This is a genomic window from Pseudomonas sp. LBUM1674, assembly GCF_059695635.1.
In genome coordinates this window covers 1,741,252-1,766,604 of sequence record NZ_CP166779.1, presented here as the reverse complement: position 1 = coordinate 1,766,604, position 25,353 = coordinate 1,741,252, and the positions used below count along the sequence as shown (strand labels likewise).

26 protein-coding genes and 2 pseudogenes are annotated in these 25,353 nt (G+C 58.6%); 15 read left to right on the top strand and 13 right to left on the bottom strand.

Annotated elements, in window-relative coordinates; all coding sequences use genetic code 11:
- Nucleotides 1-77: 77 nt before the first annotated feature.
- The 3 genes from ACA067_RS08280 to ACA067_RS08270 all read right to left on the bottom strand — a co-directional run bounded on the left by ACA067_RS08280 (nucleotide 78) and on the right by ACA067_RS08270 (nucleotide 1,302).
- Nucleotides 78-290, bottom strand: a complete 213-nt coding sequence (locus ACA067_RS08280; RefSeq protein ID WP_497461338.1) for a hypothetical protein — start codon at nucleotides 288-290, stop codon at nucleotides 78-80.
- Between the two features lie 16 nt (nucleotides 291-306).
- Nucleotides 307-513, bottom strand: coding sequence for a DUF6021 family protein (locus ACA067_RS08275; RefSeq protein WP_497461337.1), 207 nt, complete (start codon nucleotides 511-513; stop codon nucleotides 307-309).
- A 114-nt stretch (nucleotides 514-627) separates the two neighbouring features.
- Nucleotides 628-1,302 (bottom strand): peptidase C39 family protein, encoded by a 675-nt coding sequence (locus ACA067_RS08270; protein ID WP_497461336.1) that lies wholly within the window; start codon nucleotides 1,300-1,302, stop codon nucleotides 628-630.
- A gap of 221 nt (nucleotides 1,303-1,523) precedes the next feature.
- Between ACA067_RS08270 and ACA067_RS08265 the strand changes: the two genes are divergently transcribed.
- Complete coding sequence (locus ACA067_RS08265; RefSeq protein ID WP_497461335.1) at nucleotides 1,524-1,694, top strand: hypothetical protein; 171 nt, start codon at nucleotides 1,524-1,526, stop codon at nucleotides 1,692-1,694.
- Nucleotides 1,695-1,774: 80 nt separating this feature from the next.
- On the opposite strand, the gene ACA067_RS08260 is transcribed toward ACA067_RS08265, so the two are convergent.
- A complete protein-coding gene (locus ACA067_RS08260) occupies nucleotides 1,775-2,524 on the bottom strand; it encodes a TerC family protein (RefSeq protein WP_497461334.1) in 750 nt (249 codons plus the stop codon).
- A gap of 28 nt (nucleotides 2,525-2,552) precedes the next feature.
- Nucleotides 2,553-2,795, bottom strand: coding sequence for a hypothetical protein (locus ACA067_RS08255; RefSeq protein ID WP_497461333.1), 243 nt, complete (start codon nucleotides 2,793-2,795; stop codon nucleotides 2,553-2,555).
- Nucleotides 2,796-2,965: 170 nt separating this feature from the next.
- Between ACA067_RS08255 and nhaR the strand changes: the two genes are divergently transcribed.
- Nucleotides 2,966-3,865 (top strand): transcriptional activator NhaR, encoded by a 900-nt coding sequence (gene nhaR / locus ACA067_RS08250; RefSeq protein ID WP_497461332.1) that lies wholly within the window; start codon nucleotides 2,966-2,968, stop codon nucleotides 3,863-3,865.
- 4 nt (nucleotides 3,866-3,869) lie between these two features.
- Here the strand turns inward: nhaR and ACA067_RS08245 are convergent, their stop codons facing one another.
- Nucleotides 3,870-5,024, bottom strand: a complete 1,155-nt coding sequence (locus ACA067_RS08245; RefSeq protein WP_497461331.1) for an MFS transporter — start codon at nucleotides 5,022-5,024, stop codon at nucleotides 3,870-3,872.
- Between the two features lie 280 nt (nucleotides 5,025-5,304).
- On the opposite strand from ACA067_RS08245, the gene sstT reads away from it, so the two are divergent.
- The gene (gene sstT / locus ACA067_RS08240; protein ID WP_497461330.1) at nucleotides 5,305-6,537 is read left to right on the top strand and encodes a serine/threonine transporter SstT; all 1,233 of its coding nucleotides are present in this window, start codon (nucleotides 5,305-5,307) and stop codon (nucleotides 6,535-6,537) included.
- A 187-nt stretch (nucleotides 6,538-6,724) separates the two neighbouring features.
- On the opposite strand, the gene ACA067_RS08235 is transcribed toward sstT, so the two are convergent.
- Nucleotides 6,725-7,234: a DUF1993 domain-containing protein gene (locus ACA067_RS08235; RefSeq protein ID WP_150800307.1), complete on the bottom strand. Its 510-nt coding sequence runs from the start codon at nucleotides 7,232-7,234 to the stop codon at nucleotides 6,725-6,727.
- Nucleotides 7,235-7,373: 139 nt separating this feature from the next.
- Between ACA067_RS08235 and ACA067_RS08230 the strand changes: the two genes are divergently transcribed.
- Complete coding sequence (locus ACA067_RS08230; protein WP_497461329.1) at nucleotides 7,374-8,021, top strand: YceH family protein; 648 nt, start codon at nucleotides 7,374-7,376, stop codon at nucleotides 8,019-8,021.
- Nucleotides 8,022-8,380: 359 nt separating this feature from the next.
- Here the strand turns inward: ACA067_RS08230 and ACA067_RS08225 are convergent, their stop codons facing one another.
- Nucleotides 8,381-9,199 (bottom strand): shikimate 5-dehydrogenase, encoded by an 819-nt coding sequence (locus tag ACA067_RS08225; RefSeq protein ID WP_497461328.1) that lies wholly within the window; start codon nucleotides 9,197-9,199, stop codon nucleotides 8,381-8,383.
- A gap of 244 nt (nucleotides 9,200-9,443) precedes the next feature.
- Between ACA067_RS08225 and ACA067_RS08220 the strand changes: the two genes are divergently transcribed.
- From ACA067_RS08220 to ACA067_RS08210, 3 genes are all read left to right on the top strand, one after another.
- Entirely contained in the window at nucleotides 9,444-9,815 is a 372-nt protein-coding gene (locus ACA067_RS08220) for a hypothetical protein (protein WP_497461327.1), read from the top strand.
- 329 nt (nucleotides 9,816-10,144) lie between these two features.
- Nucleotides 10,145-10,339, top strand: coding sequence for a hypothetical protein (locus ACA067_RS08215; protein WP_003179723.1), 195 nt, complete (start codon nucleotides 10,145-10,147; stop codon nucleotides 10,337-10,339).
- 100 nt (nucleotides 10,340-10,439) lie between these two features.
- A complete protein-coding gene (locus tag ACA067_RS08210; protein WP_095128871.1) occupies nucleotides 10,440-10,622 on the top strand; it encodes a hypothetical protein in 183 nt (60 codons plus the stop codon).
- On the opposite strand, the gene ACA067_RS08205 is transcribed toward ACA067_RS08210, so the two are convergent.
- The gene (locus tag ACA067_RS08205; RefSeq protein WP_497461326.1) at nucleotides 10,619-11,680 is read right to left on the bottom strand and encodes an AI-2E family transporter; all 1,062 of its coding nucleotides are present in this window, start codon (nucleotides 11,678-11,680) and stop codon (nucleotides 10,619-10,621) included. The two genes, ACA067_RS08210 and ACA067_RS08205, sit on opposite strands and share 4 nt — an antisense overlap.
- Before the next feature lie 184 nt (nucleotides 11,681-11,864).
- Nucleotides 11,865-12,728, bottom strand: a complete 864-nt coding sequence (locus tag ACA067_RS08200) for a LysR substrate-binding domain-containing protein (protein WP_497455918.1) — start codon at nucleotides 12,726-12,728, stop codon at nucleotides 11,865-11,867.
- Between the two features lie 96 nt (nucleotides 12,729-12,824).
- Between ACA067_RS08200 and ACA067_RS08195 the strand changes: the two genes are divergently transcribed.
- Nucleotides 12,825-13,736 carry a DMT family transporter gene (locus ACA067_RS08195; RefSeq protein ID WP_497461325.1) on the top strand — a complete coding sequence of 304 codons (912 nt, stop codon included), beginning with the start codon at nucleotides 12,825-12,827 and terminating at the stop codon, nucleotides 13,734-13,736.
- 194 nt (nucleotides 13,737-13,930) lie between these two features.
- Here the strand turns inward: ACA067_RS08195 and ACA067_RS08190 are convergent, their stop codons facing one another.
- Nucleotides 13,931-14,161, bottom strand: coding sequence for a hypothetical protein (locus ACA067_RS08190; protein WP_497461324.1), 231 nt, complete (start codon nucleotides 14,159-14,161; stop codon nucleotides 13,931-13,933).
- Nucleotides 14,162-14,250: 89 nt separating this feature from the next.
- Nucleotides 14,251-14,370 (bottom strand): annotated as a pseudogene (locus ACA067_RS08185) (FCD domain-containing protein); the annotation flags it as partial.
- A 128-nt stretch (nucleotides 14,371-14,498) separates the two neighbouring features.
- Between ACA067_RS08185 and ACA067_RS08180 the strand changes: the two are divergent.
- From ACA067_RS08180 to ampC, 5 genes are all read left to right on the top strand, one after another.
- Nucleotides 14,499-17,060: a type VI secretion system Vgr family protein gene (locus tag ACA067_RS08180; RefSeq protein ID WP_497462746.1), complete on the top strand. Its 2,562-nt coding sequence runs from the start codon at nucleotides 14,499-14,501 to the stop codon at nucleotides 17,058-17,060.
- Entirely contained in the window at nucleotides 17,057-19,090 is a 2,034-nt protein-coding gene (locus ACA067_RS08175; protein WP_497461323.1) for a T6SS effector phospholipase Tle3 domain-containing protein, read from the top strand. The genes ACA067_RS08180 and ACA067_RS08175 overlap by 4 nt, the downstream gene beginning before the upstream one ends.
- Nucleotides 19,087-20,757 (top strand): type VI lipase adapter Tla3 domain-containing protein, encoded by a 1,671-nt coding sequence (locus ACA067_RS08170; RefSeq protein WP_497461322.1) that lies wholly within the window; start codon nucleotides 19,087-19,089, stop codon nucleotides 20,755-20,757. The genes ACA067_RS08175 and ACA067_RS08170 overlap by 4 nt, the downstream gene beginning before the upstream one ends.
- A gap of 2 nt (nucleotides 20,758-20,759) precedes the next feature.
- Nucleotides 20,760-21,029, top strand: a complete 270-nt coding sequence (locus tag ACA067_RS08165) for a PAAR domain-containing protein (RefSeq protein ID WP_497461321.1) — start codon at nucleotides 20,760-20,762, stop codon at nucleotides 21,027-21,029.
- Nucleotides 21,030-21,201: 172 nt separating this feature from the next.
- On the top strand, nucleotides 21,202-22,356 hold the full coding sequence (gene ampC, locus ACA067_RS08160; protein WP_497461320.1) for a class C beta-lactamase: 1,155 nt from the start codon (nucleotides 21,202-21,204) through the stop codon (nucleotides 22,354-22,356).
- 79 nt (nucleotides 22,357-22,435) lie between these two features.
- On the opposite strand, the gene ACA067_RS08155 is transcribed toward ampC, so the two are convergent.
- On the bottom strand, nucleotides 22,436-22,795 hold the full coding sequence (locus ACA067_RS08155; protein WP_497461319.1) for a DUF6124 family protein: 360 nt from the start codon (nucleotides 22,793-22,795) through the stop codon (nucleotides 22,436-22,438).
- 503 nt (nucleotides 22,796-23,298) lie between these two features.
- Here ACA067_RS08155 and ACA067_RS08150 point away from each other — a divergent pair.
- Nucleotides 23,299-24,664: pseudogene (locus ACA067_RS08150) on the top strand (AAA family ATPase).
- The gene (locus ACA067_RS08145; RefSeq protein ID WP_497461318.1) at nucleotides 24,657-25,292 is read left to right on the top strand and encodes an HNH endonuclease family protein; all 636 of its coding nucleotides are present in this window, start codon (nucleotides 24,657-24,659) and stop codon (nucleotides 25,290-25,292) included. Before ACA067_RS08150 ends, ACA067_RS08145 begins: the two are co-directional and overlap by 8 nt.
- Nucleotides 25,293-25,353: the final 61 nt, after the last annotated feature.

Genomic DNA, 25,353 nt, shown 5'->3' with positions numbered 1-25,353 from the left:
GGTAACGCGTTAATTCAGGTTTAACGCGTTATCGTTGACGTCCGTCGCGAGCAAGCTTGCTCCTGCAAGGGCACATTTCAATCATTGGGCAGCGGCATCTGGTCGTCATCCGGGATGCCATCTCCCGTGCTTGGATCTCTGTGACCCTGATGCTCGGTTGGCACCACCACCGGCCTGGCCAACGGATCCCGCAACGGGCTGTTCGGATCCATCACCGGATCGGTGTCCGCTTCGGGGGTGGTTGGAACGCTGTCCGGACGTTTGTCGTTGAAACTCGAATCGGTAGACATACGCACCTCACTGGGCTCAGGGTTTCAGATCGGCGAGAGGATCGTAAGGCTTCGCCGGGGCCTTGGTGTTATCCCCCGGCTTGACGTCCCTTGGCGCCTTGGCCGGTCCGATGGGATCGACCTGTGGATCGGCGAGGTCCGGCGAATCGGGGTCGAAGTCCAACTCATCGCCGGACGAATGCTCGGACGAGTGCGGGCCATCGGGGGTATTGGAATGTGCCATCGGCGCCTCCTGGGGTGTGTCCTGGAATAAAAGGACCGACCCGGAAAAATCCGGGTCCTGATACCTCAGAGGCCAATCGCGGGTGACAGTGCCATGCAGATGACGAACGGAACCCTACTGCGCGGACAACGCCTTCTTCGCCCGGGCTGCCGCCTGCTCCTGACCAGCCTGGGCCAGGTCGCTCGCCGCCTTCAGCCAGCGCTGGTGATCGACGTTGGCCGGAAGCTGGTCCGGTTTCTGGATCAGCACCGCCCACCCCCCGGCGTCCTTGAACGCCGACTCAAATGAACTGAAGCTCATCAACGTCCGGCGATTCATCCCGGCACGCAGCAGCACGGTCTGTTTCTCACGGTTGTATCCGGCGAGAATGGCGTAACGCGGTCCAGCCCAGAACGCCGAGCCTTCTGTGAAGCGCACCATCACTGGATAGCCGGCCGCGACCTGGGCCAGCAGCGCAGGCAGGTTGGCGTCCAAGGAATAGACTACCATGCCGTACTCACGGGCGAGGTTCTGCATGTTCTGCTGAAGTTGGGCTTCGGCACCCGGCAAATGCAGGGGCTTGTCGAGCAAACCCGGGGTAATCACGATGCCCTGCTGGGACAACAGGCTGGCCAGGACCTGGGGCCCGCTCTGGTTGTCCTGCCCGCGGTAGAAGGTACCGCTGAGTTCGACCCGTTCCGGCAGCCGCTTGATTTCAGGCGCAACGCTTCCCGCACAACCCGCCAGGCCTGCAACACTGCCAACGAGCACCGCCACAGAAAGAATTCGAGAAAATACCCGCACTATCATCACTCACTTGTTCAGGCGCCAGGCGTACGTGCTCCCGGCTTGGCCGTCGATCATAGGACGCCAGACCGCGACGGTATAGCCTTCACCGGCAGTTGATTGCATTCGATAGAGCGAACTCGTTGATGTCAGCCGACCTTTGGTCAATAGTCTGAAACACGGTGGCGGCTAGACTGTCATTTGAAGAGTGTTAAGCCCGCTGCAGGGGCAAGGAGAAGGCACTGATGAACCTGACAATGACCATAGTGATGCTGATTGCCGGCTGGCTGGCTGTGGCTTCCGCCATGTTGTGGGGTGTCTTGCGCATTACCCGCCGGCACCATCACCCTCCCGTGCAACCGGCGTCGCCGGCCGCCACCGATAAACCGGCCACACGCCACGCCACCGCGCACTGACTGGCGCTTTTCAGTCGCACCAACCAAAAACGGCCGCCCGGACTCTTGCAAGTCCGGGCGGCCGTTTCGTTCAGTGCAGGTTACGCTTCAGAAGCGATCCGCTTCTGTCTCGCCCGCCGGGACATCATGTTCAGCCCCTCGATTGTTGCCGAGAACGCCATCGCCGCGTAGACGTAGCCTTTCGGTACGTGGGCGCCGAAGCCTTCGGCGATCAGCGTCATGCCGATCATGATCAAAAAGCCCAGTGCCAGCATCACCACGGTCGGGTTGTCGTTGATGAACTTGGCCAACGGATCAGCCGCCAGCAACATCACCAACACCGACACCACCACTGCAATGATCATGATCGGCAAATGCTCGGTCATGCCGACCGCGGTGATGATGCTGTCAATGGAGAACACCATGTCCAGCATCAGGATCTGCCCGATCGCGGCCGCAAAGCCCAGGGTCACGGTCGAGGTCGCCGACTTCGGATCATCCGGCGCCGGGTCCATGCTGTGATGGATTTCGGTGGTCGCCTTCCACAACAGGAACAGGCCACCTGCGATCAGGATCATGTCCTTCCAGGAGAACGCGTGGCCGAGGAGATCGATCACCGGCTCGGTCAGCTGGACGATGAACGCGATGGTGCTCAACAGCGCCAGTCGCAGGATCAGCGCCATGCCAATACCGATGCGCCGCGCCTTCTGCCGATGCTGCTCGGGCAGTTTGTTGGTCAGGATCGAGATGAAGATCAGGTTATCGATGCCAAGCACGATTTCCATCACGATCAACGTGGCCAGGGCGACCCAGGCGGTGGGGCTTACAGCAAGTTCTAAAAGGTATTCCATGGGTCAGTCCTGACTCGTTTAAGACGGTTTAGATTTCCTGGGACGAAGACTCGGTTTTGCGTTTGTCTTCGGCCGATGGTTCTTTCTTGCTGATCAGACCGCCGGTGGCGTCGCTTATCGCTTGTTCAGCGGCTTTGTGCGTATCGTCGATCGCTTGTTTTGCGCTTTCGGCCGCCTTGCCCATCAGTTGCTGAGCGCTTTTCTCGGCCTGGTCGCAACCGACCAGTACCAGTAAAGACGTGATCAGCAGCGCCGTGGTTTTAAGCTTCATGATGTTTCCTCGATAGAACAGATAGAGCCGAAAAGGCCTCCCGTCGATAGCGGGGCATTCTAGGGAGACAGACACTTCAGGAAAATTCGTATTTTTACCGGCTATACTTCGGTTTTTACGAACCCAGCCTTGCGACGCAAATCGCGCTTCCCTACGGTGATCCAAACAACATGCTGAATTATCGACAGCTGCATTACTTCTGGGTGGTGGCCAAGACCGGCAGCATCGTGCGCGCCTGCGAGCAGTTGAACCTGACCCCGCAGACCATCAGCGGGCAGATCTCCCTGCTGGAGCAAACCTATGGCATCGAGTTGTTTCGCCGGGTTGGCCGCCAGCTTGAGCTGACGGAGGCCGGGCGCCAGACCCTGCCCTACGCCGAGCAGATGTTCCAGCTGGGCGGTGAACTGGAATTGATGCTGCGGGCGCAGCCCAACGAGCAGCAGATTCTGTTTCGGGTCGGCGTGGCGGACGTGGTGCCCAAATCCATCGTCTATCGGCTGATCGCGCCGACCATGGAGTTGAGCGAGCCGCTGCGCATCACCTGCCGCGAAGACAAACTCGAACGCTTGCTCGCCGACCTGGCGATCCAGCGCCTGGACCTGGTGATCTCCGACAGCCCGATGCCCTCGCACCTGGACATCAAGGGCTACAGCCAGAAGCTTGGCGAATGCGGGATCAGCTTCTTTGCCACCCCCGCACTGGCCGCGCAGTACGGCCAGGACTTTCCGCGCAGCCTGCACGGTGCACCGCTGCTGATTCCCGGGCCGGAAACCGTGGTGCGCAGTCGCTTGCAGCGCTGGTTTGCCGAGCAGCAGATCCAGCCACGTATTGTCGGCGAGTTTGACGACAGCGCCTTGATGCAGGCTTTCGGTCAATCCGGCAGCGGTATTTTCATCGGCCCGAGCGTGATTGCCGACGAGGTGAAACGCCAATGTGGCGTGGAGTCGATTGGCCAGACCACCGCGGTCACCGAGTCGTTCTACGCCATTTCGGTGGAACGCAAGGTCAAGCACCCCGGCATTGTCGCCATTACCGAAGGTGCCCGACGCGAACTGTTCACCGAATTGTGAAGCGTCAGGCGCAGACTTCGCGGGGTTTGAAGGTCATCAGCGCCATGGCCAGCAGGATCGAGACCAGGATGAAAGCGGCCGCCGCAAACCCCAGGCCTTGCAGGCCAACGCTGTCGATCACCCGGCCACCGACCATGGCGCCCAGGCCGATTCCGAGGTTGGCGCCGGCAATATTCAGCGACGCAGCAAAGGCCGGCGCCTCAGGTGCCGCCTTCATCAAACGTACGTGGCTGACCAGGAACATGGCCGCCTGGGTCACGCCCCAGATCCCCATCGCCGCCGCCAGGCCCAGCGGCGAGTGAATGTTCGGCACCAGCGCCACCATGCCGGCAATCATGAACGCGCAGAACGTCACTGAAGCGATCAAGGGGTGACGATCCACGGCGCGGCCACCCAGGGAGTTGCCGATCAGCCCCACCGCGCCGAAGCCCATCAGGCACCAGCCGACCACTGTGCCGTTGAAACCGGCCAGGCGCTCAAGGATGTCCGCCAGGTAGGTGTAGGCGGTGAACATGCCGCTGAACACCAGGATCGACAGCAGCACATGGCCGATCATCAGCGGGCTGCGCAGGATCTTGAACTGCGAGCGAAAGCTCACTTGATGCTGATGCAGGTTGGTTGTCGGCAGGTAGATGAACAGCAGCAGCGCCTTGGCAAAGGCGATCACCGCCAGAATGCCGAAGGCACTGCGCCAACCAAACGCGTCGGAAATCAGCGTGCCCACCGGAATGCCGAACACCGTGGCGCAGACAATCCCGAAACCGATCTTGGCGATGGCGCGACCGGCAAAGTCCGGTCCGACGATGTCCACCGCCGTCTCGCTGGCCAGGGCCCAGAACACCGGCAACCCGAGCGCGGGAATCAGGCGGGCGATGGCCATCACCCAGATGTTCGGGGCGAACGCCGCCAGGGTGTTGGCCAGGCCGAACATGATCAGCACCGAGATGAACAGCTTGCGCCGCTCGAACCTGGCGAAGTACGCCGTCAGGAACGGTCCGAAGGCGGCGACGGTAAAGGCGAACAAGGTCACCAGCAAACCCGCTTGCGGGATGCTGACGTCAAGGTCTCGAGCGATCGCCGGCAACAGGCCGACGATGACGAATTCCGTGGTCAGCACCGTGAAACCGGCGGCGGACAACAGAAGGATGGGCAACAGCATGCAGAACTCCAGAAAACGACGACACCAGCGACAGCCCGAAGGCCCGCTGGCAGAACATGAAAATGAGGATGGGCCATCTTAACAGAGTGTTTTCTAGAGCGGTTGCACGAACCTGCCTTTCTCGTCTGACACGCGGGCGGCAGATCGTCACAGGCCTGAAGGATCAGGACGACGCTGTGATAAAGTCCGCGCCCTGCGATACGTACACCCTGCTCATCTGCCAGCGATTGGCATTGATGTCGCGCTACCCCGCACCTAATAAAATCAGAGATGCCGTTTTATGACCGCTTCATCCCCTTCGCTATTGCACCGTTTGAAACGCTTGAGCCTGGTCGCGCAAATCATCATCGGCCTGGTCGCCGGGATTGTCCTGGCGCTGGTCGCGCCCGACGTGGCGAAGTCCACCGCGTTCATCGGCAAAGTCTTCGTCGCGGCCCTGAAAGCCGTCGCACCGATCCTGGTGTTCGTGCTGGTCATGGCGTCGATCGCCAACCATAAGCACGGCCAGGAAACCCACATCCGGCCGATTCTGTTTCTATATCTGCTGGGCACCTTTGCCGCTGCGGTGGTCGCGGTCGTTGCCAGCATGATGTTCCCGTCGAGCCTGGTGCTGTCCACTCACGACGTCGCGGTGACCGCCCCGGGTGGCATCAGCGAAGTGCTGCAAAGCCTGTTGCTGAGCGTGGTCGATAACCCGGTCAGCGCCCTGATGAACGCCAACTTCATCGGCATCCTGGCCTGGGCGATCGGCATGGGCGTTGCCATTCGCCATGCCGGTGACACCACTCGCGAGGTACTCGGCGATTTGTCCAACGGCGTGACCCTGATCGTGCGCCTGGTGATTCGTTTCGCACCGCTGGGGATTTTTGGCCTGGTGGCCTCGACCCTCGCCACGTCCGGTTTCGGTGCTCTTATCGGCTACATGCATTTGCTGGCCGTGCTGCTGGGCTGCATGCTGTTCGTGGCGCTGGTGATGAATCCGGTGATCGTGTTCTGGAAGTTGCGCCGCAACCCGTATCCGCTCGTGATCATGTGCCTTCGCGAAAGTGGCATCACCGCGTTCTTCACTCGCAGTTCGGCGGCGAACATTCCGGTCAACCTTGAGTTGAGCAAGCGTCTGGGCCTGCATGAAGACACTTACTCGGTCTCGATCCCGCTCGGCGCCACCATCAACATGGCTGGCGCAGCGATCACCATTACCGTGCTGACCCTGGCGGCCGTGCATACCTTAGGCATTGCGGTCGATATTCCGACGGCCATCCTGCTGAGCGTGGTCGCAGCGATCTGTGCCTGTGGCGCTTCGGGTGTGGCCGGGGGTTCGTTGCTGCTGATTCCACTGGCGTGCAGTTTGTTTGGCATACCGAGTGAAATCGCGATGCAGGTGGTGGCGGTCGGTTTCATCATCGGGGTGTTGCAGGATTCGGCGGAGACCGCGCTGAACTCGTCTACGGATGTGCTGTTTACGGCGGCGGCGTGTTTGGGTGAAGAAGCAAAAGCAGAACGTCTGGCCTGACCCCAATCCCTGTGGGAGCGGGCTTGCCCGCGAAAGCGGTGTATCAGTCAACGTTTATGTTGGAGCTGATGGCCCCTTCGCGGGCAAGCCCGCTCCCACAGGATCAGTGGTGAAGCTGAACAATGCGCACCTATTAAAAAGCCCCCGCAGCCTTAAGCTGCGGGGGCTTTTTTATTGCCCGGGCGGTTTAGAACGCGCCCATGTAATCGCGCTTGCCCACTTCCACACCGTTGTGACGCAACAAGGCGTAGGTGGTGGTGACGTGGAAGAAGAATTGCGGCAGACCGTAGCTCAGCAGGTAAGCCTGGCCACTGAAGCGCTTTTCTTTTGGCGTGCCTGGACGCGTGACGATCTCGATGCCTTCCTTGCCGGCGATCTGCTCGGGCTTGATCTCGCCGATGTAGGCCAGGACCTTGGCGATCAGCGCTTGCAGTTCGGCGAAGGTGGTTTCGGTGTCGTCGTACTTCGGCACTTCGATCTCGGCCAGGCGCGAGGAAACACCCTTGGCGAAATCAACGGCGATCTGCACCTGGCGTACCAGCGGGAACATGTCCGGGTACAGACGGGCTTGCAGCAACGCGTTCGGATCGATGTTTTTTGCAGTGGCGTGGGCTTCGGCCTTGTTCAGCACATCGCTCAAGGCGTTGAGCATTTGCTTGAATACCGGAACGGAAGCGTCGTACAGGGAAATGGTCATGGCAGTCTCATGTTGTGACAGGAGGTAAATGTGGGCCGATTATAGCCATGCGCGACGCTCCTGCGACTTGTCTTTTATCCAGCAAGGATTACGCTAGGCCGCTTCGACTGCATGCTTCGACTGCCTAGGGAAAAGCGCGATGAGCACTGAGCAAGAAACCACTATCGACGAGCCGCGCCTCAACAGCACGGAAATCCGCATTCTGGGTTCGCTGATCGAGAAACAGGCCACCAGCCCGGAAACCTATCCGCTGACCCTCAATGCCCTGGTGATCGCCTGCAACCAGAAAACCAGCCGCGAGCCGGTGATGAACCTCACCCAGGGTCAGGTCGGCCAGAGCCTGCGCGCCCTTGAAGGCCGCGGTTTTACCAGGCTGGTGATGGGCAGCCGGGCCGATCGCTGGGAGCACCGGGTCGACAAGGCGCTGGAACTGGTGCCGGCCCAGGTCATCCTGACCGGCTTGCTGTTCCTGCGCGGCCCGCAAACGGTCAATGAACTGCTGACCCGCAGCGGCCGCATGCATGAATTCGAAGACACCGAGCAGGTGGTGCATCAGCTTGAACGGTTGATCGCCCGCGGTCTGGCGCTGCTGATTCCGCGCCAGGCCGGGCAGCGTGAAGACCGCTACATGCATGCGTTGGGGGATCCGGCGGATATCGAGGTGATACTGGCGGCGCGCAGTAATCCGGTTGAGCGAGGCGCCGGCGGCGGTGTGTCTGTCGAGCGAATTGAAGAGCTTGAGGCGCGGATTGCCGCACTCGAAGAACGTCTGGCACGCCTCGAGTAGCCCGACAACAAAGATCAAAAAATGTGGGAGCGAGCCTGCTCGCGAAGGCGGTCTGTCAGCCACATCAATGTTGAATGTGCTGCCGTCTTCGCGAGCAAGCTCGCTCCCACAGGGTTATGCGTCGATGACTGAAGGTGTGGGCGCCGCCGGTCCAATGTGGGAGCGAGCCGGCTCCGGGCGGCGTTCCGACGAAAGCGGTCTGTCAGCCACATCAATGCTGGATGTGCCGCCATCTTCGCGAGCAGGCTCGCTCCCACAGGGTTCTTTGGCGAATGCAAATCTTGCGTGCAACGCCGATCAAATGTGGGAGCGAGCTTGCTCGCGAAGGGGCCAGTACAGCCAACAGATAACTTGAGGGATCAGCTCCTGGCAAACTCCACCGCTTTCTGGAACTGCTCAACCGTCGGTCGCACACCGGTATAAAGCACAAACTGCTCCAGCGCCTGGATCGCAATCACCTCCAGCCCGGTAATCACCCGCTTGCCTTCGGCACGACCGCGCACGATCAGCGGTGTTTCCGAGGGAATCGCCACCACATCGAAGACCGTCTCGGCAGCGGCAATGGCGTCGGCGTCGAACGCCAGTTGGTCGGCTTCCGGCCCCCCAGTCATGCCGATCGGCGTGACATTGATCAGCATGTGCGGACGCCGCGCGCCGAGTTCAGCCTGCCATTCAAAGCCCAGCGACTCGGCCAGGGTACGCCCGGCGCGTTCGTTACGGGCGACGATCAGGCCATGCTTGTAGCCGCCATCACGCAAGGCACTGGCCACGGCCTTGGCCATACCACCGCTGCCGCGCAGGGCAAATGTCGAGTCCTTGGGCACCTGGTGGGTGTCCAGCAACTGAGCGATGGCGATGTAGTCGGTGTTGTAGGCCTTGAGATGGCCATTGCTGTTGACGATGGTGTTGATCGACTGAATGGCTGCGGCCGACGCGTCCAGTTCATCGACCAACGCAATGCAGGCCTCCTTGAACGGCATCGACACGCCACAGCCACGAATCCCCAGGGCGCGAATGCCACCGATGGCACCTGGCAGGTCCTGACTGCTGAAGGCCTTGTAATAGAAGTTCAGGCCCAGTTGTTCGTACAGATGATTGTGAAATCGCAGGCCAAAGTTTCCAGGGCGCCCGGAGAGGGACATGCACAGCTGGGTGTCTTTGTTGGGGTTCATCTGCATGGGAATCTCCTTCAATAGCACTATCAGATGGACGGGATTAGCCATTCCACCCGGTCTGATCGATCATATTCGCGTACCTGCCGGTGGCAGCGCACGACGGTAAGAAAGCCGGTACAGACCTTACACAAAATTTACCCAACGGCTGTGCTGATTTGCAAAAAAACGCTGTCTTAGAAGTATCCCCGCGACAATCCCTGGGTCTATTGCAGAGCCAGGCGCCGGGTCGAAGAGCCGAGGAATTATCATGATCCGTAAAATCCCCATAGTGGCCTTGCTGATCGGTGCTTTTGCTATCACAGGGCAGGCAGAGGCAGGCGGCGGTCACGGCGGTCACGGTTGGGAAGGACCGGCGGTATTCGGTGCGATCGTCGGTTCGGCCATCGTCGGTTCGGCCATCATCAACAGCAACCGGCCGGTCTATGTGCAGCAGCCGGTTTACGTTCAGCCACAACCGGTGTACGTGCAACAACCGCCTCCGGTTTATTACCAGCCGGCACCGGTCTACATGCAGCAACCGGTCTATTACGCTCCGCCACCGGTCTACTATGGTCCGCCCCGTGGCTATTACCCACCGCGCGGCTACTACGGCCATCCCCACGGTTATGGCCGCTGGTAACACAATCATCAGGCCCCGCCCTGTTGTAGGAGCGAGCTTGCTCGCGATGGACTTAAGAGAACCGCGGTTATCCAGTAAGCACGCGTTATCGTTAACGACCTTCGCGAGCAAGCTTGCTCCTACAGGCCTTTTTTTGTGGCCGTTTGTCGGCACAAGTCTGAATAAATCGCCTCAAGGTCGCTGTCGGGACAGTCATTGCGGTGCAAGTTGGCAAGATTGACTCGCCACCCTTCCCCCCACTTGGGGAAAACGGTCATATTTATGACATGCCAGGTCCGCAAGCTGGATCTGTCCGAAAACAACAGGTTGATAATAACAAGGACGACCTAATGCCCACGCAAAATCCGCACCGCATCGTCGGCTTGTGCACTTCCAGCAAGGTGTACAACGCACTGACCGAACTCAAGCACCTGGAAGGCCATCGCAGCGCCAAGTTTCTCTCGCTGCTGGCAGAAAACCTGGTGCGCAAAGGCCTGCTCAACGAACAGGAAGTGGTCCACATGCTTGATCTGGTGGTCGACTGAACCCAAGACTCATTGGCATCAATGACGACTATCGAAAGCGTTGATTGTCCGTTCCAGCCTCGGGTCCGTAAGGTAGCTCCATAGATTGATGGAGGTACTTATGTCACAGGTTCAGATCATGTCCGTTATCGGCAGCGCCGTTCCCGCACCGCTCAGAGAGCTGGGATTGCTCGCCTGTTGGTATCTGGTGCAAGACGGCGAACCGATCAGCGGTCCGCTCACATCGCTTCCGGCCGCCCAGGCATTGTCGCAGCGCATCGGCCAAGGCCAACTCAGCGCTTAAGGCAGCTGCACCCGCGGCTTGGTTTCGATGAAAATTGCCCAGCTCGACATGAACAGTGCAGCGATCAGCGGCCCGATGACAAAGCCATTGAGGCCGAAGATCGCCAGGCCACCCAGGGTCGAGATGAGGATCAGATAGTCCGGCATCTTTGTATCCTTGCCCACCAGGATCGGTCGCAGCACGTTATCCACCAGGCCGATCACAAAAATCCCGAACAACACCAGCACTACGCCCTGCCAGATCGCCCCGGCGAACAGGAAAAACGCCGCCACCGGCGCCCAGACTATCCCCGCTCCCACCGCTGGCAACAGCGACAGAAACGCCATCAGCACGGCCCACAGCAACGAGCTCGGAATATCCAGAAACCAGAAAATCAAACCGCCCAATGCCCCTTGCGTGATAGCCACCAGCAGGTTGCCCTTCACCGTGGCGCGCACCACGCGGTTGAACTTGAGCTGCAACCGGCGTTTCTGGCTCTCCTGCAGCGGCACAGCCGCACGAACCTTGCGCGCCAGTTCGGCGCCGTCCCGCAGAAAGAAGAACAGCAGATAGAGCATGATGAAAAAGCTCACCAGAAACTCGAATGTGCCCTGGCCGAAACTGAAGGCCTGCGTGGCGATGAACTCATTGCCGGACACCGCACTCTTGATGATTTTCTCCCGCAGGCCGTCCAACTCGCCTACCCCGAACCGATCGAGCAAATGCTGGAAGTACGGCGGCAGGCTGTGTTTGAAATGGGTCACATACCCCGCGATGTCCAATTCACCGCTTTCGATGCTCTTGTAAAGCGCCGCCCCTTCTTGAACCAGCAGGATACTGAGGATGATCACCGGCAGAATCGCGATCACCAGGCAGATGCTCAGCGTCAGCAGCGATGTCAGATTGCGCTCCCAGCCGAACTTCAGTTGCAGCCGTCGCTGCAGGGGCGCGAAGAGGATGCCGAGGATCACCGCCCAGAACACCGCGCCGTAGAACGGCAGCAAAATCCAGATGAAAGCGGCGGTTACCAGCCCCAGCAAGATCACCAGTGATTTGTTTTGTACTGTCTCGTCGTTCATGTCCGATCCATGTCAGTCCGCAGGGGCGCAGGCTCTTGTACTGAAGAGCCGTTCTGGTGCTTAGTCCGCCACGGTTCGCGCGAGTGCCATCCGTTTGTTCATCAAGCATAGATCCAGATGAATGAGTCCCTGGAGCAAGCCGCTTATTCTCGGTCACTTTTGCGCACCGCCATCCCACAGGAGTTCAGGCGAACTCTTCGCGCAACATCGCCACAAACGCCTCTCGCGCCGGGTGAACCCCGGCGTTTTCATGCCAGTAGAACAGGTTGTCGATGGCCGTCAGGTCGGGGAATTCATAGCCTGCGCAACCGGCGCCTTTGGCGAATTGGTCGAAAACCCCTTTAGGCACCAGCGCCACACCGGCCCCGGCGCTGACACAGCCGACGATCGCGCCGTAACTGGCCAGGCTGACAATCGGCAACGCCTGCCCCTGTCGCAACAACCAATGCTCCAGCGCCGCCCGGTAGGGACAGCCCTGTGGCCACATGAACACGGTCTTGTCTTGCAAATCGGCAATATCACGCACCGGCCCCAGGGACGTCGAGGCAATCAACAGCAGCTCCTCGCGGTACATCGGCGTGCGCTTGAGTTGCGAGCGTTCGACATCCACGGCGACTATCGCGCCGTCGAGCCGATGGTTGAAGGTGTCATCGAGCAGCTGGCTCCAGGGACCGGTGGTCAGTTCCAGTGCCACCTTCGGGAAACGCTTGTGGAACTTGGCCAGCAAGCGCGGCAAGCGCCCCGTGGCCGAGGACTCGATGGCGCCGATGCGTAACGGACCGGACGGCTCCGCGGCGGGATCGAGCGCCCGCTTGGCCTCAGCCGCGAGCGCGAGCATCTTCGCGGCATAGGCGAGGAAGGTCTGCCCCGACGGGCTGATTCGCAACCCTCGGCCCTCGCGCAGGAACAGCGCGACACCCAGCTCTGCCTCCAGCGCCTTGATCCGTGCCGTGATATTCGACGGCACGCAATGCAACAACTCGGCGGCGCGGGCAATGCTGCCGACGTCGGCGACGGTTTTGAACATGCGAATCTGCGCCAGCTCCATACATCACCCAAAGTGAACAGTTAACGCAGTATAAGTCAGTTGTGGTGAATTGTTTGAATTCTGATACTCGGTGCACAGGCCCACAGGTATCCGACCATGCAAGCGCTCACAGCCGTCTCCCCCTCCCCCGTCAAGATCGTCCTGGCGATGGCGTTCGTCGTCGCCTGCTGGGGGTATTCCCCGACCGGCATTCACCTCGGATTACAAGCCTATGATCCGGGTCATCTGGCGTTGCTGCGGTTTCTGCTGGCCTCGGCATTCATGGGCGTAGTCGCGCTGATCCGAGGCATTCGCCTGCCGAGCCTTGGCGATCTGCCGCTGCTGGTGGCCCTGGGTTTCTTTGCGGTCAGCCTGCATCACGTCGCGTTGAATTTCGGCCAGCAGGGCGTCAGCGCCGGAGCGTCCAGTGTGTTGGCGCAATCGACGCCCTTGTTCAGCACGCTACTGGCGCGCTTCGTGTTCAAGGACCGGGTGAGTGCCTGGCGCTGGGGCTGTGTCGTCCTGGGCATGCTTGGCGTGGTGATTGTGGTCGCTGGCGATCACGGGCTGGGCAGCATGGATGGCCACGGCTTGCTGATTCTGCTGGCGGCGCTGTCCTGGAGCTTTTACTTTGCGTTGCAGAAACATCATGCCCGGCGCTACGACGGGTTGACGCTGGTGTGTTACACGGTTTGGTTCGGGACGCTGCTGCTGTTGGTCTATCTCCCGGGGTTGGCGAGCAAGGTGGCCGCAGCGCCGGTGGATGTGCAGTTGGCGGTGATCGGATTGGGCGTGTTTCCGAGCGCTCTGGCGTATCTGGCCTGGGCGTATGTGTTGGCTCATGTGGATTTGAGCCGGGCGACGATGACGCTGTACCTGATTCCACCCACTGCCATGGGCATTGCGTCTTTTGCGTTGGCGGAGCAGCCCACATTGATGGTTTTCATTGGTTCGGCGATTGTGCTGATCAGTGTGCTGGCGTTGAATCTGGAGCGGCGGGTGGGGGTGATTCAGGGGGCCAGTGTCTGATCGATGACCTTCTCTGATGCATCAGACGCCATCGCGGGCAAGCCACGCTCCCACAGGTTTTGTGTCGATCACACCATTTGGATCAACCCGGAACCTGTGGGAGCGTGGCTTGGTCCGGGCGGCGATCCGACGATGAACGATAACGCGGTTAACCTGCCCGACACAAAAAACCCGGCACACTGGCCGGGTTCTGGTTATCGCCTGTCATCGGACAACGGTGTTGGCTCATCTGCCGGAGGCACGTCCTCATCCGCTGTCGGATCCATCCAGTCTTCAGGCCGATCAGCGTCTGCGCCGGTCGGATCCCGGGTCGGGTCCATGCCTGGTGGTGCATCCTGATCCATGCTTGGCTCATCGGTACCGGGTATGGGTCTGGCAGGGTCGGTAGTGGGTGTTCCACCCTGGAACGTTGATTCGTTAGCCATGACGCACCTCACAGGTGAGGTCCAGCAAATCTGGGCCGTACTGGTTGGAAGCAACGCCGTGAATGAGGTGCTATCGAGTAGACCAACGGCTACCCGCGATCCGCCAGAAACCGGTCGCGGCTATTGGTCAGGTGCAGCCACATGGCTGCCCGCGCCGCATCCGGGTCCTGGCGCTTGATGGCGTTGAGTATCGCCTCGTGCTCAAGGTTGTTAAAAAAGGAAGCGTCCTACATACAAGCTATTTCATAAGCGTCTTAATTCCCGTGTTTGTATTTCGCCGTGAGCACAACGTGCACCGCTCATGGATCGAACACCGGTTGCTTATGCCGTAGGACACTTGTTAATGGAACTGACAACACTATTTGCGCCACAGAACCGACGCTTGATCAAGCTGACCACCCCGGCCAACGGTCAGCAGGAACTGCTACTGGAGCGATTTTCCGGGACTGAAGGATTGTCGACGCTGTTCAGTTTCGAGTTGTCGCTGATCAGTCAGGATGCGCGACTGGAACTCAAGTCCCTGATAGGGCAACCCGCGTTGCTGGAGATTGAACTGGCGACCGGTGGGGCCCGTTATATTCATGGCTATATCAGCCGTTTCAGCCTGCAAGGCAGTGACGGTGGGCTGGCGCGCTACTCGGCAACATTAAGTCCCTGGCTGTGGATGCTGTCGCGCCGTTCAGACTCGCGGATATTTCAAGAGCAAACGATCGAAGACATCATTCGCACGGTGTTTGCCCACTATGAAGCGCTGCCCAGTTTCGAGTTCCGGCTGGACCCGCCGCTCAAGTCCCACAGCTACATCACGCAATACCGCGAGAACGATCTGGATTTCGTCTTGCGCCTGCTGGAAGGCGAAGGGTTGTTCTTCTACTTCGATCACGCGAAGGAAGGACATCGGCTGATCATCACCGACCATTCCCGCAACCTCGAGCCGTTACCGCAGCAACCGCAGATCCGCTACCACAGTGCTTCGGTCACCGAGACAGCCGACTCCATCACTCAATGGAGCAGCAACCGGGTCTTGCAGTCCGGTCGTATGGCGATTCAGACATTCGACTACCGGCAACCGCGAAATCCACTGCCGGTCAGCATGCCCAGCCTCAACGTCCAGGGTGAGGTCCCGCCTTACGAAATCTACGACTTTCCCGGTCATTACAGCCACGCGATCCCCGCGGATGGCGAGACGCTGGTGCGTCATCGACTGGAAGCCATGGAAGTACAGGGCAAGACGTTTCAGGGCAGCAGCAACTGTCGCGCCATGCTGCCGGGTTACACCTTCGAGTTGACCCAGCACTTCGATCACGATCGTGACCCCATTGCAGATCGCCATTTCCTGTTGCTGAGCGTCGAGCACCATGGCAGTAACAACTATCTATCGAATCAACCGGCAGGCTACGACAATAGCTTCGTGTGCGTGCGCCATAGAATTCCGTATCGTCCTGCGATCATCACGCCTCGCCCGACGATTTCGGGGCCGCTCACCGCCATCGTGGTGGGTCCTGAAGGAGAGGAAGTCTTCACCGATGCGCTGGCGCGGGTACAAGTACGCTTCCATTGGCAGCGCGGGCAAGATCCTGCACCCGGCACCACCTGGCTAAGGGTTGCCATGCCCAGTGCTGGCGCCGGTTTTGGTCATCAGTTTTTGCCGCGCATCGGTCAGGAGGTCCTGGTGACTTTCCTCGGGGGCGACATCGACCGTCCCCTTGTCACTTCGGTACTCTACAACGCTGACCATTTACCGCCGCGCTTCAGTAACGCCACGGGTTTACCGGGTAATCGAACGCTCTCGGGCATCCAGACCCGGGAACACAAAGGCAACGGCTTCAACGAACTGCTTTTCGACGATACACCCGGTGCATTGCGCGCCCGCATGGGCACGACCCATCACGCCACCGCGCTGAACCTCGGCAAACTCACCACGCCCAGAACTGATGGACAAGCCCAGCCCCGTGGCAATGGCGCCGAACTGCGCACCGACGCGGCCATCGCTCTGCGAGCGGCCCAAGGCATGTTATTGACCACCTATGCCCGTCACGGTGCGCAGGGTTCGCAGTTGGACCGCGAAGAACTGCTCAAGCTGCTGAGCGAGTGCGGCGAACTGTTCCAGTCGCTCGGCCAGACCGCTGCCGCCCGTGGTGGCCAACAGGTCGATCGCCAAGGCATCGAAACGCTGCGCCAGTCGTTGAATCAATGGCCTGCACCCGAGAGCAACAGCTCGGGCGACCCACTGCTCGCCGTGGCCGCCGAGGCGGGCATTGCCAGCGCAACACCGCGCTCACAAGTGCACTACGCCGGTGAGAACCACGACACAACGGCTCAGGACCACCTGCAATTGACCAGCGGTGCTGCCATGCGATTGAACGCGGGCAAAGGGATTTCGGCCTTTGCGCAAGATGAAGGCATCAGCGCCATCGCCAATCGCGGCAAGGTGCTCGTGCAAGCCCAGGACGATGACATTGCGCTCAATGCGCAAAAGAACCTGCACCTGTCGGCCACCGAAGGTGAAGTGATCGTGACGGCCCCCACCATTCGCTTGGTGGCCGACGACGGCAGCTACATCAAGATTGGTGGCGGCATCGAGATCGGCACCCAGGACAAGGTCATGGTGCATGCCAGCGACCATGACTGGGTCGGACCGAAAAGCGACAGCGTTTCCATACCTTCTTTCAGCCGTGATCCAGCGGCGCAACGTCTGGCCTTTCACTATCCGGGCCATGCGCCCGAGAGCCCCCGAATGGCAGCGGACCACGCGTACCAGATCGAGCTTGGAGATGGCAGCGTGGTGCAAGGTTCAACGGATGCGACCGGTTTGACGCAGAGGGTGGAGCGCGAGGTGATGCATCAGGCCCGGGTGAAGGCCAAGCGAAAAACTGGCCCGGCGGGAGAGAGTCAATGAGCGAGTCGAGCTTTCACACAGTGGCGCAGAGCACCACCCGCTTGATTGCGAACTGCACCACCGAGCGCAGGATGGAAGTCCCTGGTGACCTGCCTGGGGTGGTGATTTTCCTGCACGGTGTCAATGATCCGGGGGCATCGTATGAGTCGGTGGAGACGGGGTTGTGTCAGGGGGTTAATGAGCGGCTGGATCGGCCGGATCTCAGGGCGGGGCGGTATGGAGCTGATTTCAGTGCAGCCAAAGCGTTACCGCTGGAGCAGCGCAAGGATGAGCACAAGTTCGCAATCGACGACCCTGACACCTATCTCTATCAGCGAGATACCGAAGATCCCAAAGCGCGTAGCTTGATGATCCCGTTTTACTGGGGTTACAGGGCCGAACCTGGAGAAGTCAAGCGCGATGAGAATGGCGATCCAGCCCGGCTACGTGATCAATTCCAGGACAGGTTCAACAACCGTCTGGACCGTCACTTCGCCAAGGGCGGCGGTTTTTTTTCAAACGCCACCAACAATTTGCTTGAGATGTACGAGGAAGGCTTCGCCAAATGGGTGCGCCATTTGGCCCAACCCACGATGCATAATTCTCTGTTCATGGGTAAGGCGCCAAACAGGCGTTACTTTGTGCTGGCGGCGACCCGGCTGGCGATGCTGGTCAGCGAGATTCGCCGCGTCTCACCCGATGAAACCATCACCATCATGGGGCACAGCCAGGGCACGCTGATCACTTTGCTTGCTCAAGCGATGCTGGTGGATCGGGGCGAACGCTGCGCCGACTGCGCAATCATGGTGGCCTCGCCTTATTCGGTGTTGCCAGGTACGACGCCGAAAAATTCAAAGACGCTGCAAGTGCTGATAAACCTTGTGCAACAGATCACCCAATCGCCCCATTCCCAACCGCCCTTGAGCGCCGCGCGTTGTGGCGTACCGGGGTATGGCGGTCGTACCGGCCCGCGATGGTCACCTGAACAGGGTCAGCGTTTGGGGGCTGACGGGACAACCCTGGTATTTCCCGAGCGCGACAATCGCGGCAAGGTTTATCTGTACTTCTGCCCGGACGACACCACGGTGGCGCTGGATGATGTACAGGGTATCGGTACTTACGGCGTACCGGACGTGCTCCCTGATGGGCAGCCAGCCATGAACGCTTTGCAATCCTTGCGTTTCTACCAGCGCTTGTGGACCAAGCGTCTGCGCGAAGGTAAACCCGTGCTCGTCGGGAAGACTCCGCAACAGGACCTTACCCGAGCCAAGGGCGAACCGCGTTACCCCGGTGGTTGGTCAGCCGCGGCGGTGGCCTCGCGAGCACCGATCCAGAAAGGCCAAGAGCGCAACATCAATGCCGAACAACTGTACCCGCCTCACGCGCCGCAAATGTTCGGTGGCGAAGTCGTGACCGGTTCAACTCACGAATCGGGAAAGGACCGCTCAGACGCGGTCTCGCAAAACGCTGCTTTGGGCAACCCCAGCGCGACCTTCAAATGGATTTTTGTGCAGAACATCACCGATCGAATCGATGTGGAAGTCGTACGCGCCCGCTGGAACCAGGGCAAAGAGCCGGACGACCAGACCCACGCTTTCCGCCGAACTGCGGTGTCCGGTATTGCGTTGCTAGAAACCAAAGATCACTACCGCTACGAACGTGAGGAAACGCCCAACGAAATCCGTGCCCGCATGGACATCGACCCACAAGAGTTGAGTGAAAACAGCTATCACTCGGCGGTATTGCGCAGTCCGGAAAACCATCGTTGGGTGACGGCAATGGACATCGCGATTGGGCAGGCGAAGTGCCTGGATGATCCGGTGATGCGCGAGGTGTTGGTGGCGATTGCGGATTGGAAAATGGACAAAAAAAGGTACTTCTATGAGGTCGAAAAAATGGAAGGATGGTCGCGCCTGACTGCGCAGACACGGACGCTGGTGAAGGCCTGCTATTTGTATTACCAAGAAGGCACATTCCCTTCCACCGATCTCGTGTCGTTGACGCCGCCGAACCTGATCTCCGGCAACCCGGAAATAGGAACAGGCCGATGAGGGATCGTCAAAAGAACAAGTCACAGCGACCTAACCTGAAAGGCTACCTCTGGGGAATAGCGATACTGATAGCCGTTTTGTTGAGTTTTTTGCTGTTCGTCATTTACATAACACCAGCTGAAGATTTGAAACCAAAGGAAATGGGTACTTTTATGCGCTGGGGAGTCGTGAGTGTTTTGAGTGGCTTGGTATTGGCCTACAGCGGGCATTGGTTTGCCAAGCAGGTAGCTTATGAAAAGGAACAACTCTCAGCCTACAGAACAAAAGTCATCGTTGATGCAGCCGAGCAAAGTGCGACGACAGACCGGACGTATTCGCTGGAAATACGAGGGGTAGGCTTGGCGGTTCAGGGGTGGTATCAGTCATCGGTGTGGCGAAAAATAGAAGAAAAATCAGACAACTTCATATCGATCTACTCGCGAGACCCCAAAGATTACAAGGCCTCAGTAACGTCCAGAACAAACACGAATCAACTTGCTATTCGAGCTGCTTTCACCTTTTCGGCCAGCGACTCGGTCGCCTATTGGCCGATCCCTGTGTTCGCGATAGCACCGCCAAAACAGCCTGAAGATACGGGGGCCGCCGCAAACATTCTGGATGGACGAAACGCCGCCACCTTAGGCGTCACACTGTTCCTGTGGCAGGACGCGGACAATACAACCCATGCCCAAAGCATGATTGAACGCTTATTCAAGTTCTTCGACGACAATCCCATGGTGCCGCAAGCATTGATTGTGAGCGAGGACGGTGATGTCACCCGAAACGGCTATCGAGTGGCCGGCACACCTGGATTGCAATATGTTCAGGTCGTACCGACGGTGTACACAAGCGTGACCGGCCTACTAGTCACGCGTTCCGATCGAGTAGACCGTTACATCCGTCCCTTTACCACCAACGAATCCGAGGATAACCAAAACACAAACACCGACATGGGCAAGTTGTGGGCTTTTTATTGGAAGCATTCACCGCTGTTCAGAAAAGTATATGAAGACGCCAAACTAGCCGAGGGGATCAAGAACCCGAATGGTCCCGGCACCATGTCCTCCGCCTACTGGCAATCCCAACTCCCCACCCTCTGGCAAACCCTGAGCAACCGAGGGCCCGGCCACTTCGAACCTTCCCCATGGCTCCCGGTACGTTGGGCCAACCATCAAGTCCAGGAGTTCGACAGGGCTCCAATCCTGGGTTACCTGCATCGCCCGATAAAAGTCCCGATGCAGGACGATAACGGCAAATTGCTCAAGCCTGCACTCCAGGCCAAAGCTCTTCAAGCGGGTTGGCAACAGGCGCTGGAAACCCTGCCCGATGGCGACAAACCAGTACGCGTGTTCTACGACAGCACTGACAATGTCAACGGCGAAATCGCCCTGACCAACGCGCTACACGGCCTCAACATTGACGGCACCGGCATCGAGTTGGGCAATCTCGACGAGGGCTACGATATCGGTCGGCGCCTGGGCAATACCGGCGTCAGTGGCGCCCTGGTTGAAATCAACCTCGCCACGATTGCCAGCTACCAGGAGGGTGGTGTCAGCGCAGTGGTGTACTCCGGCAAGGATGGCAGCACCACAGTGCAAATGATCCGTCCGCCTGACGAAGCCCGCAAAGCGAAAAACCAGCAGACCCACGGCATCGACCCGTTTCGATTTCGCATGCCGGGGGGATGACCATGACCCATCCCGTCTGCCTGGGCGACTCCACCAGCAGTGGTGGCACGGTCGTGTCCTGCCAACTCGCAGGCACACATACCCTCAACGGAAAAACCCCCGCGGTGCTGGGCGACAAGGCCACCTGCCCGCTTCATCTGGGCGAGTTCGCTTTCGTCGAGGGGCATCCGCGCAGGCGCATGAATGGCATCCCGGTGGTCCTGCAAGGTCATCGCCTTGCCTGTGGCTGCCATGGGGTGGCGGGTCATGCGCAGAAGGTTCGGGTCACCTGATGCTCCGCATTTTCATTCAACGCGAGCCCGCGTTCGACGAACTGACCAGCAGTCTCTCGACGCGAGAGATCGATCGCTTGATCTCGATCATCGGGCGCCTGCGGCCCGGATTCAAACGCCGCTCGGCGTGTAGCGGTTAATATCATTGAAACTCATGGAGAATGGCTCAGTCATGCCTGAATACAATCTGAACAAATTCGCGTCCTACAGCGCTTTCGTACTTTTCCTCGGCGCCGGTCACTGCGTAGCAGACGAGCGTATGGAATCCATCGTCAACGCCGCCATCAAACCAGTGATGCAGCAACAGCAGATCCCCGGTATCGCGGTCGCCATCACCGTCAACGGCCAGCCGCATTACTTCAACTACGGTGTGGCCTCGAAGGACAACGGCAAAGCCGTCACTGAAGACACCCTGTTCGAGATCGGTTCGGTGAGCAAGACCTTCACTGCCACCCTCGCCGCCTACGCCCAGGCGACAGGCAAACTTTCCCTGTCAGACAAGGCCAGCAACGTCCTGTCAGAGCTGCGCGGCAGTGCGTTCGATCACATCAGCGTACTGCAACTGGGCACCTACTCAGCCGGTGGACTGCCACTGCAATTCCCCGGCGAGTCCGATGCGCCGGACAAGATGCTTGGCTATTTCGAGCAGTGGAAACCGACCTACGCCGCTGGCAGCCATCGGCAGTATTCGAACCCGAGCCTGGGGCTGTTTGGCTATCTGGCGGCCAAAAGCATGGGCGCGCCGTTTGATGAGGTGATGGAAAAGACCCTGCTGCCGAAACTCGGGCTGAAGCACACCTTCCTCAAGGTGCCGCAGGATCAGATGGGGCTTTATGCCCAGGGGTATGACAAGGAAGACAAGCCGGTGCGGGTCGGGCCGGGGGCGCTGGATTCAGAGGCGTATGGGGTGAAGACCAGTGCGGCGGATCTGCTGCGTTATGTTCAGCTGAACATGAATCCGGCAGGGCTTGAAGCACCGCTGCAACGGGCAATCGCCACCACACACACGGGGTATTACCAGGTCGGTGAGATGACTCAGGGATTGGGCTGGGAGCTCTACAACTATCCGGTCACGCTTGATCAGTTGCTCGCCGGCAACTCGACGCAGATGGCGATGGAAGCTCACAAAGTCCGCTGGCTGAATCCGCCGCAACCACAAACGGACGCTGTGCTGGTCAATAAAACCGGCTCAACGGGTGGCTTCGGTGCCTACGTCGCGTACGTGCCCTCGAAAGATATTGGCATCGTGATCCTGGCCAATAAAAACTATCCGAATGATGCGCGGGCGAAAGTGGCGCATAGGGTATTGAGCGCACTGAGTAAATAAACTGGACACACTCACCTGTGGCAGTCATCAAAATGGGCGACCCCTTGAGGTCGCCCCTTTTCATTGGTGCGCCTATTAGCTAAACAGCCGGCGCGCCTTCGAGTGGATCGATATTGTCCAGTGCCCGGTTCACCAATAACTCGCCCACGACGGCCAACTGCTGAATCGACAGCGCCACGTTGCGGTTGGAGCTTTCCAGTTTGCAGGCCAGGTCCGTGACGAGGACATTCAGCGACGCGAGGGTTTCGCAGGCGTGGCATAGCAGGGTTGCCGTGTCGACACCGGGGACGATGGTGAAGATGTGGCTGACCGGGTCGGCGTGGTGGGGGTTGCGCAAGCGGGCGCTGATGGCGGGTTCGGTGATATCGGATAGTGGAACGGGGTCGAGGGGATCGGAACTGGTTGGGGATTCTGGGGGATTGGGACTTACTTTTTTCATAGGAGAAGATCCATTGAGGGTTGTCGAGAAAACCACCCATCTCACTTCCACATGAGGGAGGCAGCTGTACGCAGGTGTGGAAGACCAGGCCAACCCACCAATACCCGGCGCACTCGAAAGTGCTCCCGCGCACAGCCGCCATAACGCGGCAATGTTGACATAAAAAATGTCGACATGCGCTTTACGAGCGTTGGTGAGTATCTCTGACCACCGGACTTCCACATCCGACCACTGATTTTGCAGCGGCTGGGGAAGGTTATCGACACGGTCCACAGAGCACCAGTTCATGGCGTGCGCCACGGTTTGCAGGAAATGTCCGACGCAATTGAAGGCCTTTGCCCTGGCTCATTTTTATGGGCATACATTGCAAATACTTTTTATTGCTAACCGTTGTGATGTGACCGAAACCGTTGTATCTAAACGGCATCGGATCAATCCGTGGTCGGGAATGACATAATGCGCGCTCAAGCCTTCAAACCGACTGACCCCCAAAGGGCGATGTAATGGAAATCAACAGATTCAAGGTCTCGGATGTCGGTCGATTCACCGAATTGGACATTCAGTTGGCCCCCACGGCCAAACACCCCTCAAACGTGACGGTTCTGGTGGGGAATAACGGCGCCGGGAAAACCACCCTTTTAAAGTCACTGGCCACCTCGTTGAGCTGGTTGGTTGCCAGAATTCGCACCGAGAAAGGCAATGGCAATTATCTTGCGGAAGAGGACATTCGGAACGGTGCTTCGTCTGCATTAATTCTGATAGGCGTAGTAGACGAGTCACATGCACGCTCAAGTCGTTCCGATGCAAATCCTGAGGATGCTCTGTTCACGTGGGGCATTGCTCGCGGCAGACAAGGGCGAAAGGCTCATATTCATAGTTCCTTAGGCGATGTCAGTCTCCTTGCGGATCACTATCGCAACGAACTAACCGCAGATGATAAAGCTTCGCTCCCATTGATCGCCTACTACCCGGTTGAACGTTCGGTTCTGGAAATCCCCCTGAAAATCAGAACCAAACATACCTTCGACCAACTGGATGGTTACGACAACTCATTGAATCGTGGCGTGGATTTCCGCCGTTTCTTTGAATGGTTTCGCGAACGCGAAGATAGCGAAAATGAAACTGGCGTATCCGATACCGCGTTGGCCGAGATTTCCGAAAAATTCGGCAACGACAGCGACATCTGGAAAACCCTTTCCCAATTGAAGGCCTCATCCCGTGATCGTCAACTGACGGCGGTTCGCTCTGCTATCGCAGCGTTTATGCCTGGCTTCAGCAACCTGAGAGTGCAGCGTAAGCCGCGCCTGCACATGGCGATAGACAAAGACGGCGTAACACTCAATGTGTCCCAGCTCTCGCAGGGTGAAAAATCCATGATGGCGTTAGTTGGCGATATCGCTCGCCGATTGGCGATGATGAATCAGTCTTTGGACAATCCGTTGGAAGGTGACGGCATCGTGCTGATCGACGAAGTCGATTTGCACCTGCACCCCAAATGGCAGCGCAGATTGATTCGGCAGTTGAGCGATACCTTTCCCAATTGCCAATTTGTGCTGACAACCCATTCACCGCTGGTCATCAGCGACGCAAAAGATGTGTTGGTTTATGTGCTGGACGATGGGGAATTGCAGGAACGCAACGGCCTATATGGACTGGATGCCAATCAGGTTCTGCTGGAAGTCATGGACACCGACATCCGCAACAGCGAAGTGCAGCAGCGCTTGAATCGATTGCTGGAGCGTTTGCAAGACGGTGATCTGGACGAAGCGAAGAACCTTTTTTCCGAGCTTTCACTTGAGCTCCCAGAGGGGCATCTGGAGCTGGAAGGCTGCATTGTTGATCCGTAAGTTGGAGTTGCGCCGTGCGTAAGATCGACAAAGGCATGGAGCCCCAATCACTGTCTCGCTGGAAGCGCTCGAACAACGCGCTACGTTACCGGGACTTACCACGGGAAGAGAGCCGGTCCATCCGTTCATCGTGTATCTCGGAACAATACGGTTTATGTGCGTATTGCTGTCAGTCGATCACGATTGATGACGCCCATAACGAACATCTTGAAGTCCAGGATCGTGCGCCGAATCGGACTTTGGATTTTTCCAACATCGTCGCCAGTTGCCAGCGCCCCAATCAATGTGGTCATGGTCGCGGTACACGACATTTGCCACTCACGCCGTTGATGACGGAATGCGAAACCGAACTGAAGTTCTACTTGTCCGGACTGGTAATGGGACAAACCGAACGGGCCAGGGTTGCTATTGAGGCATTGAACCTGGGTCATACCGAAGAAAGTAATAGAGGCCTTGTCGGTAAACGCAAAGCGTTGGTCGATGCACTCATTTATAGCCAGAGCGTGCCTCCCGAAGACTTGCAGTTTGAAGATGAAGAGTTCCTGGGTTTGCTCCTGGAGGATCTGAAAACACCGGATGCTGCGCAATGTCTGCAGCCTTTTTCACCCGTCCTGGTCAACGTAATCAGCAATTTTCTGGCTCAACCGTAGGAGCGGTCGTGCGACGATTCGACTTGCCCGCGAAGGCAAGTGATCATTCAACATCGATGCT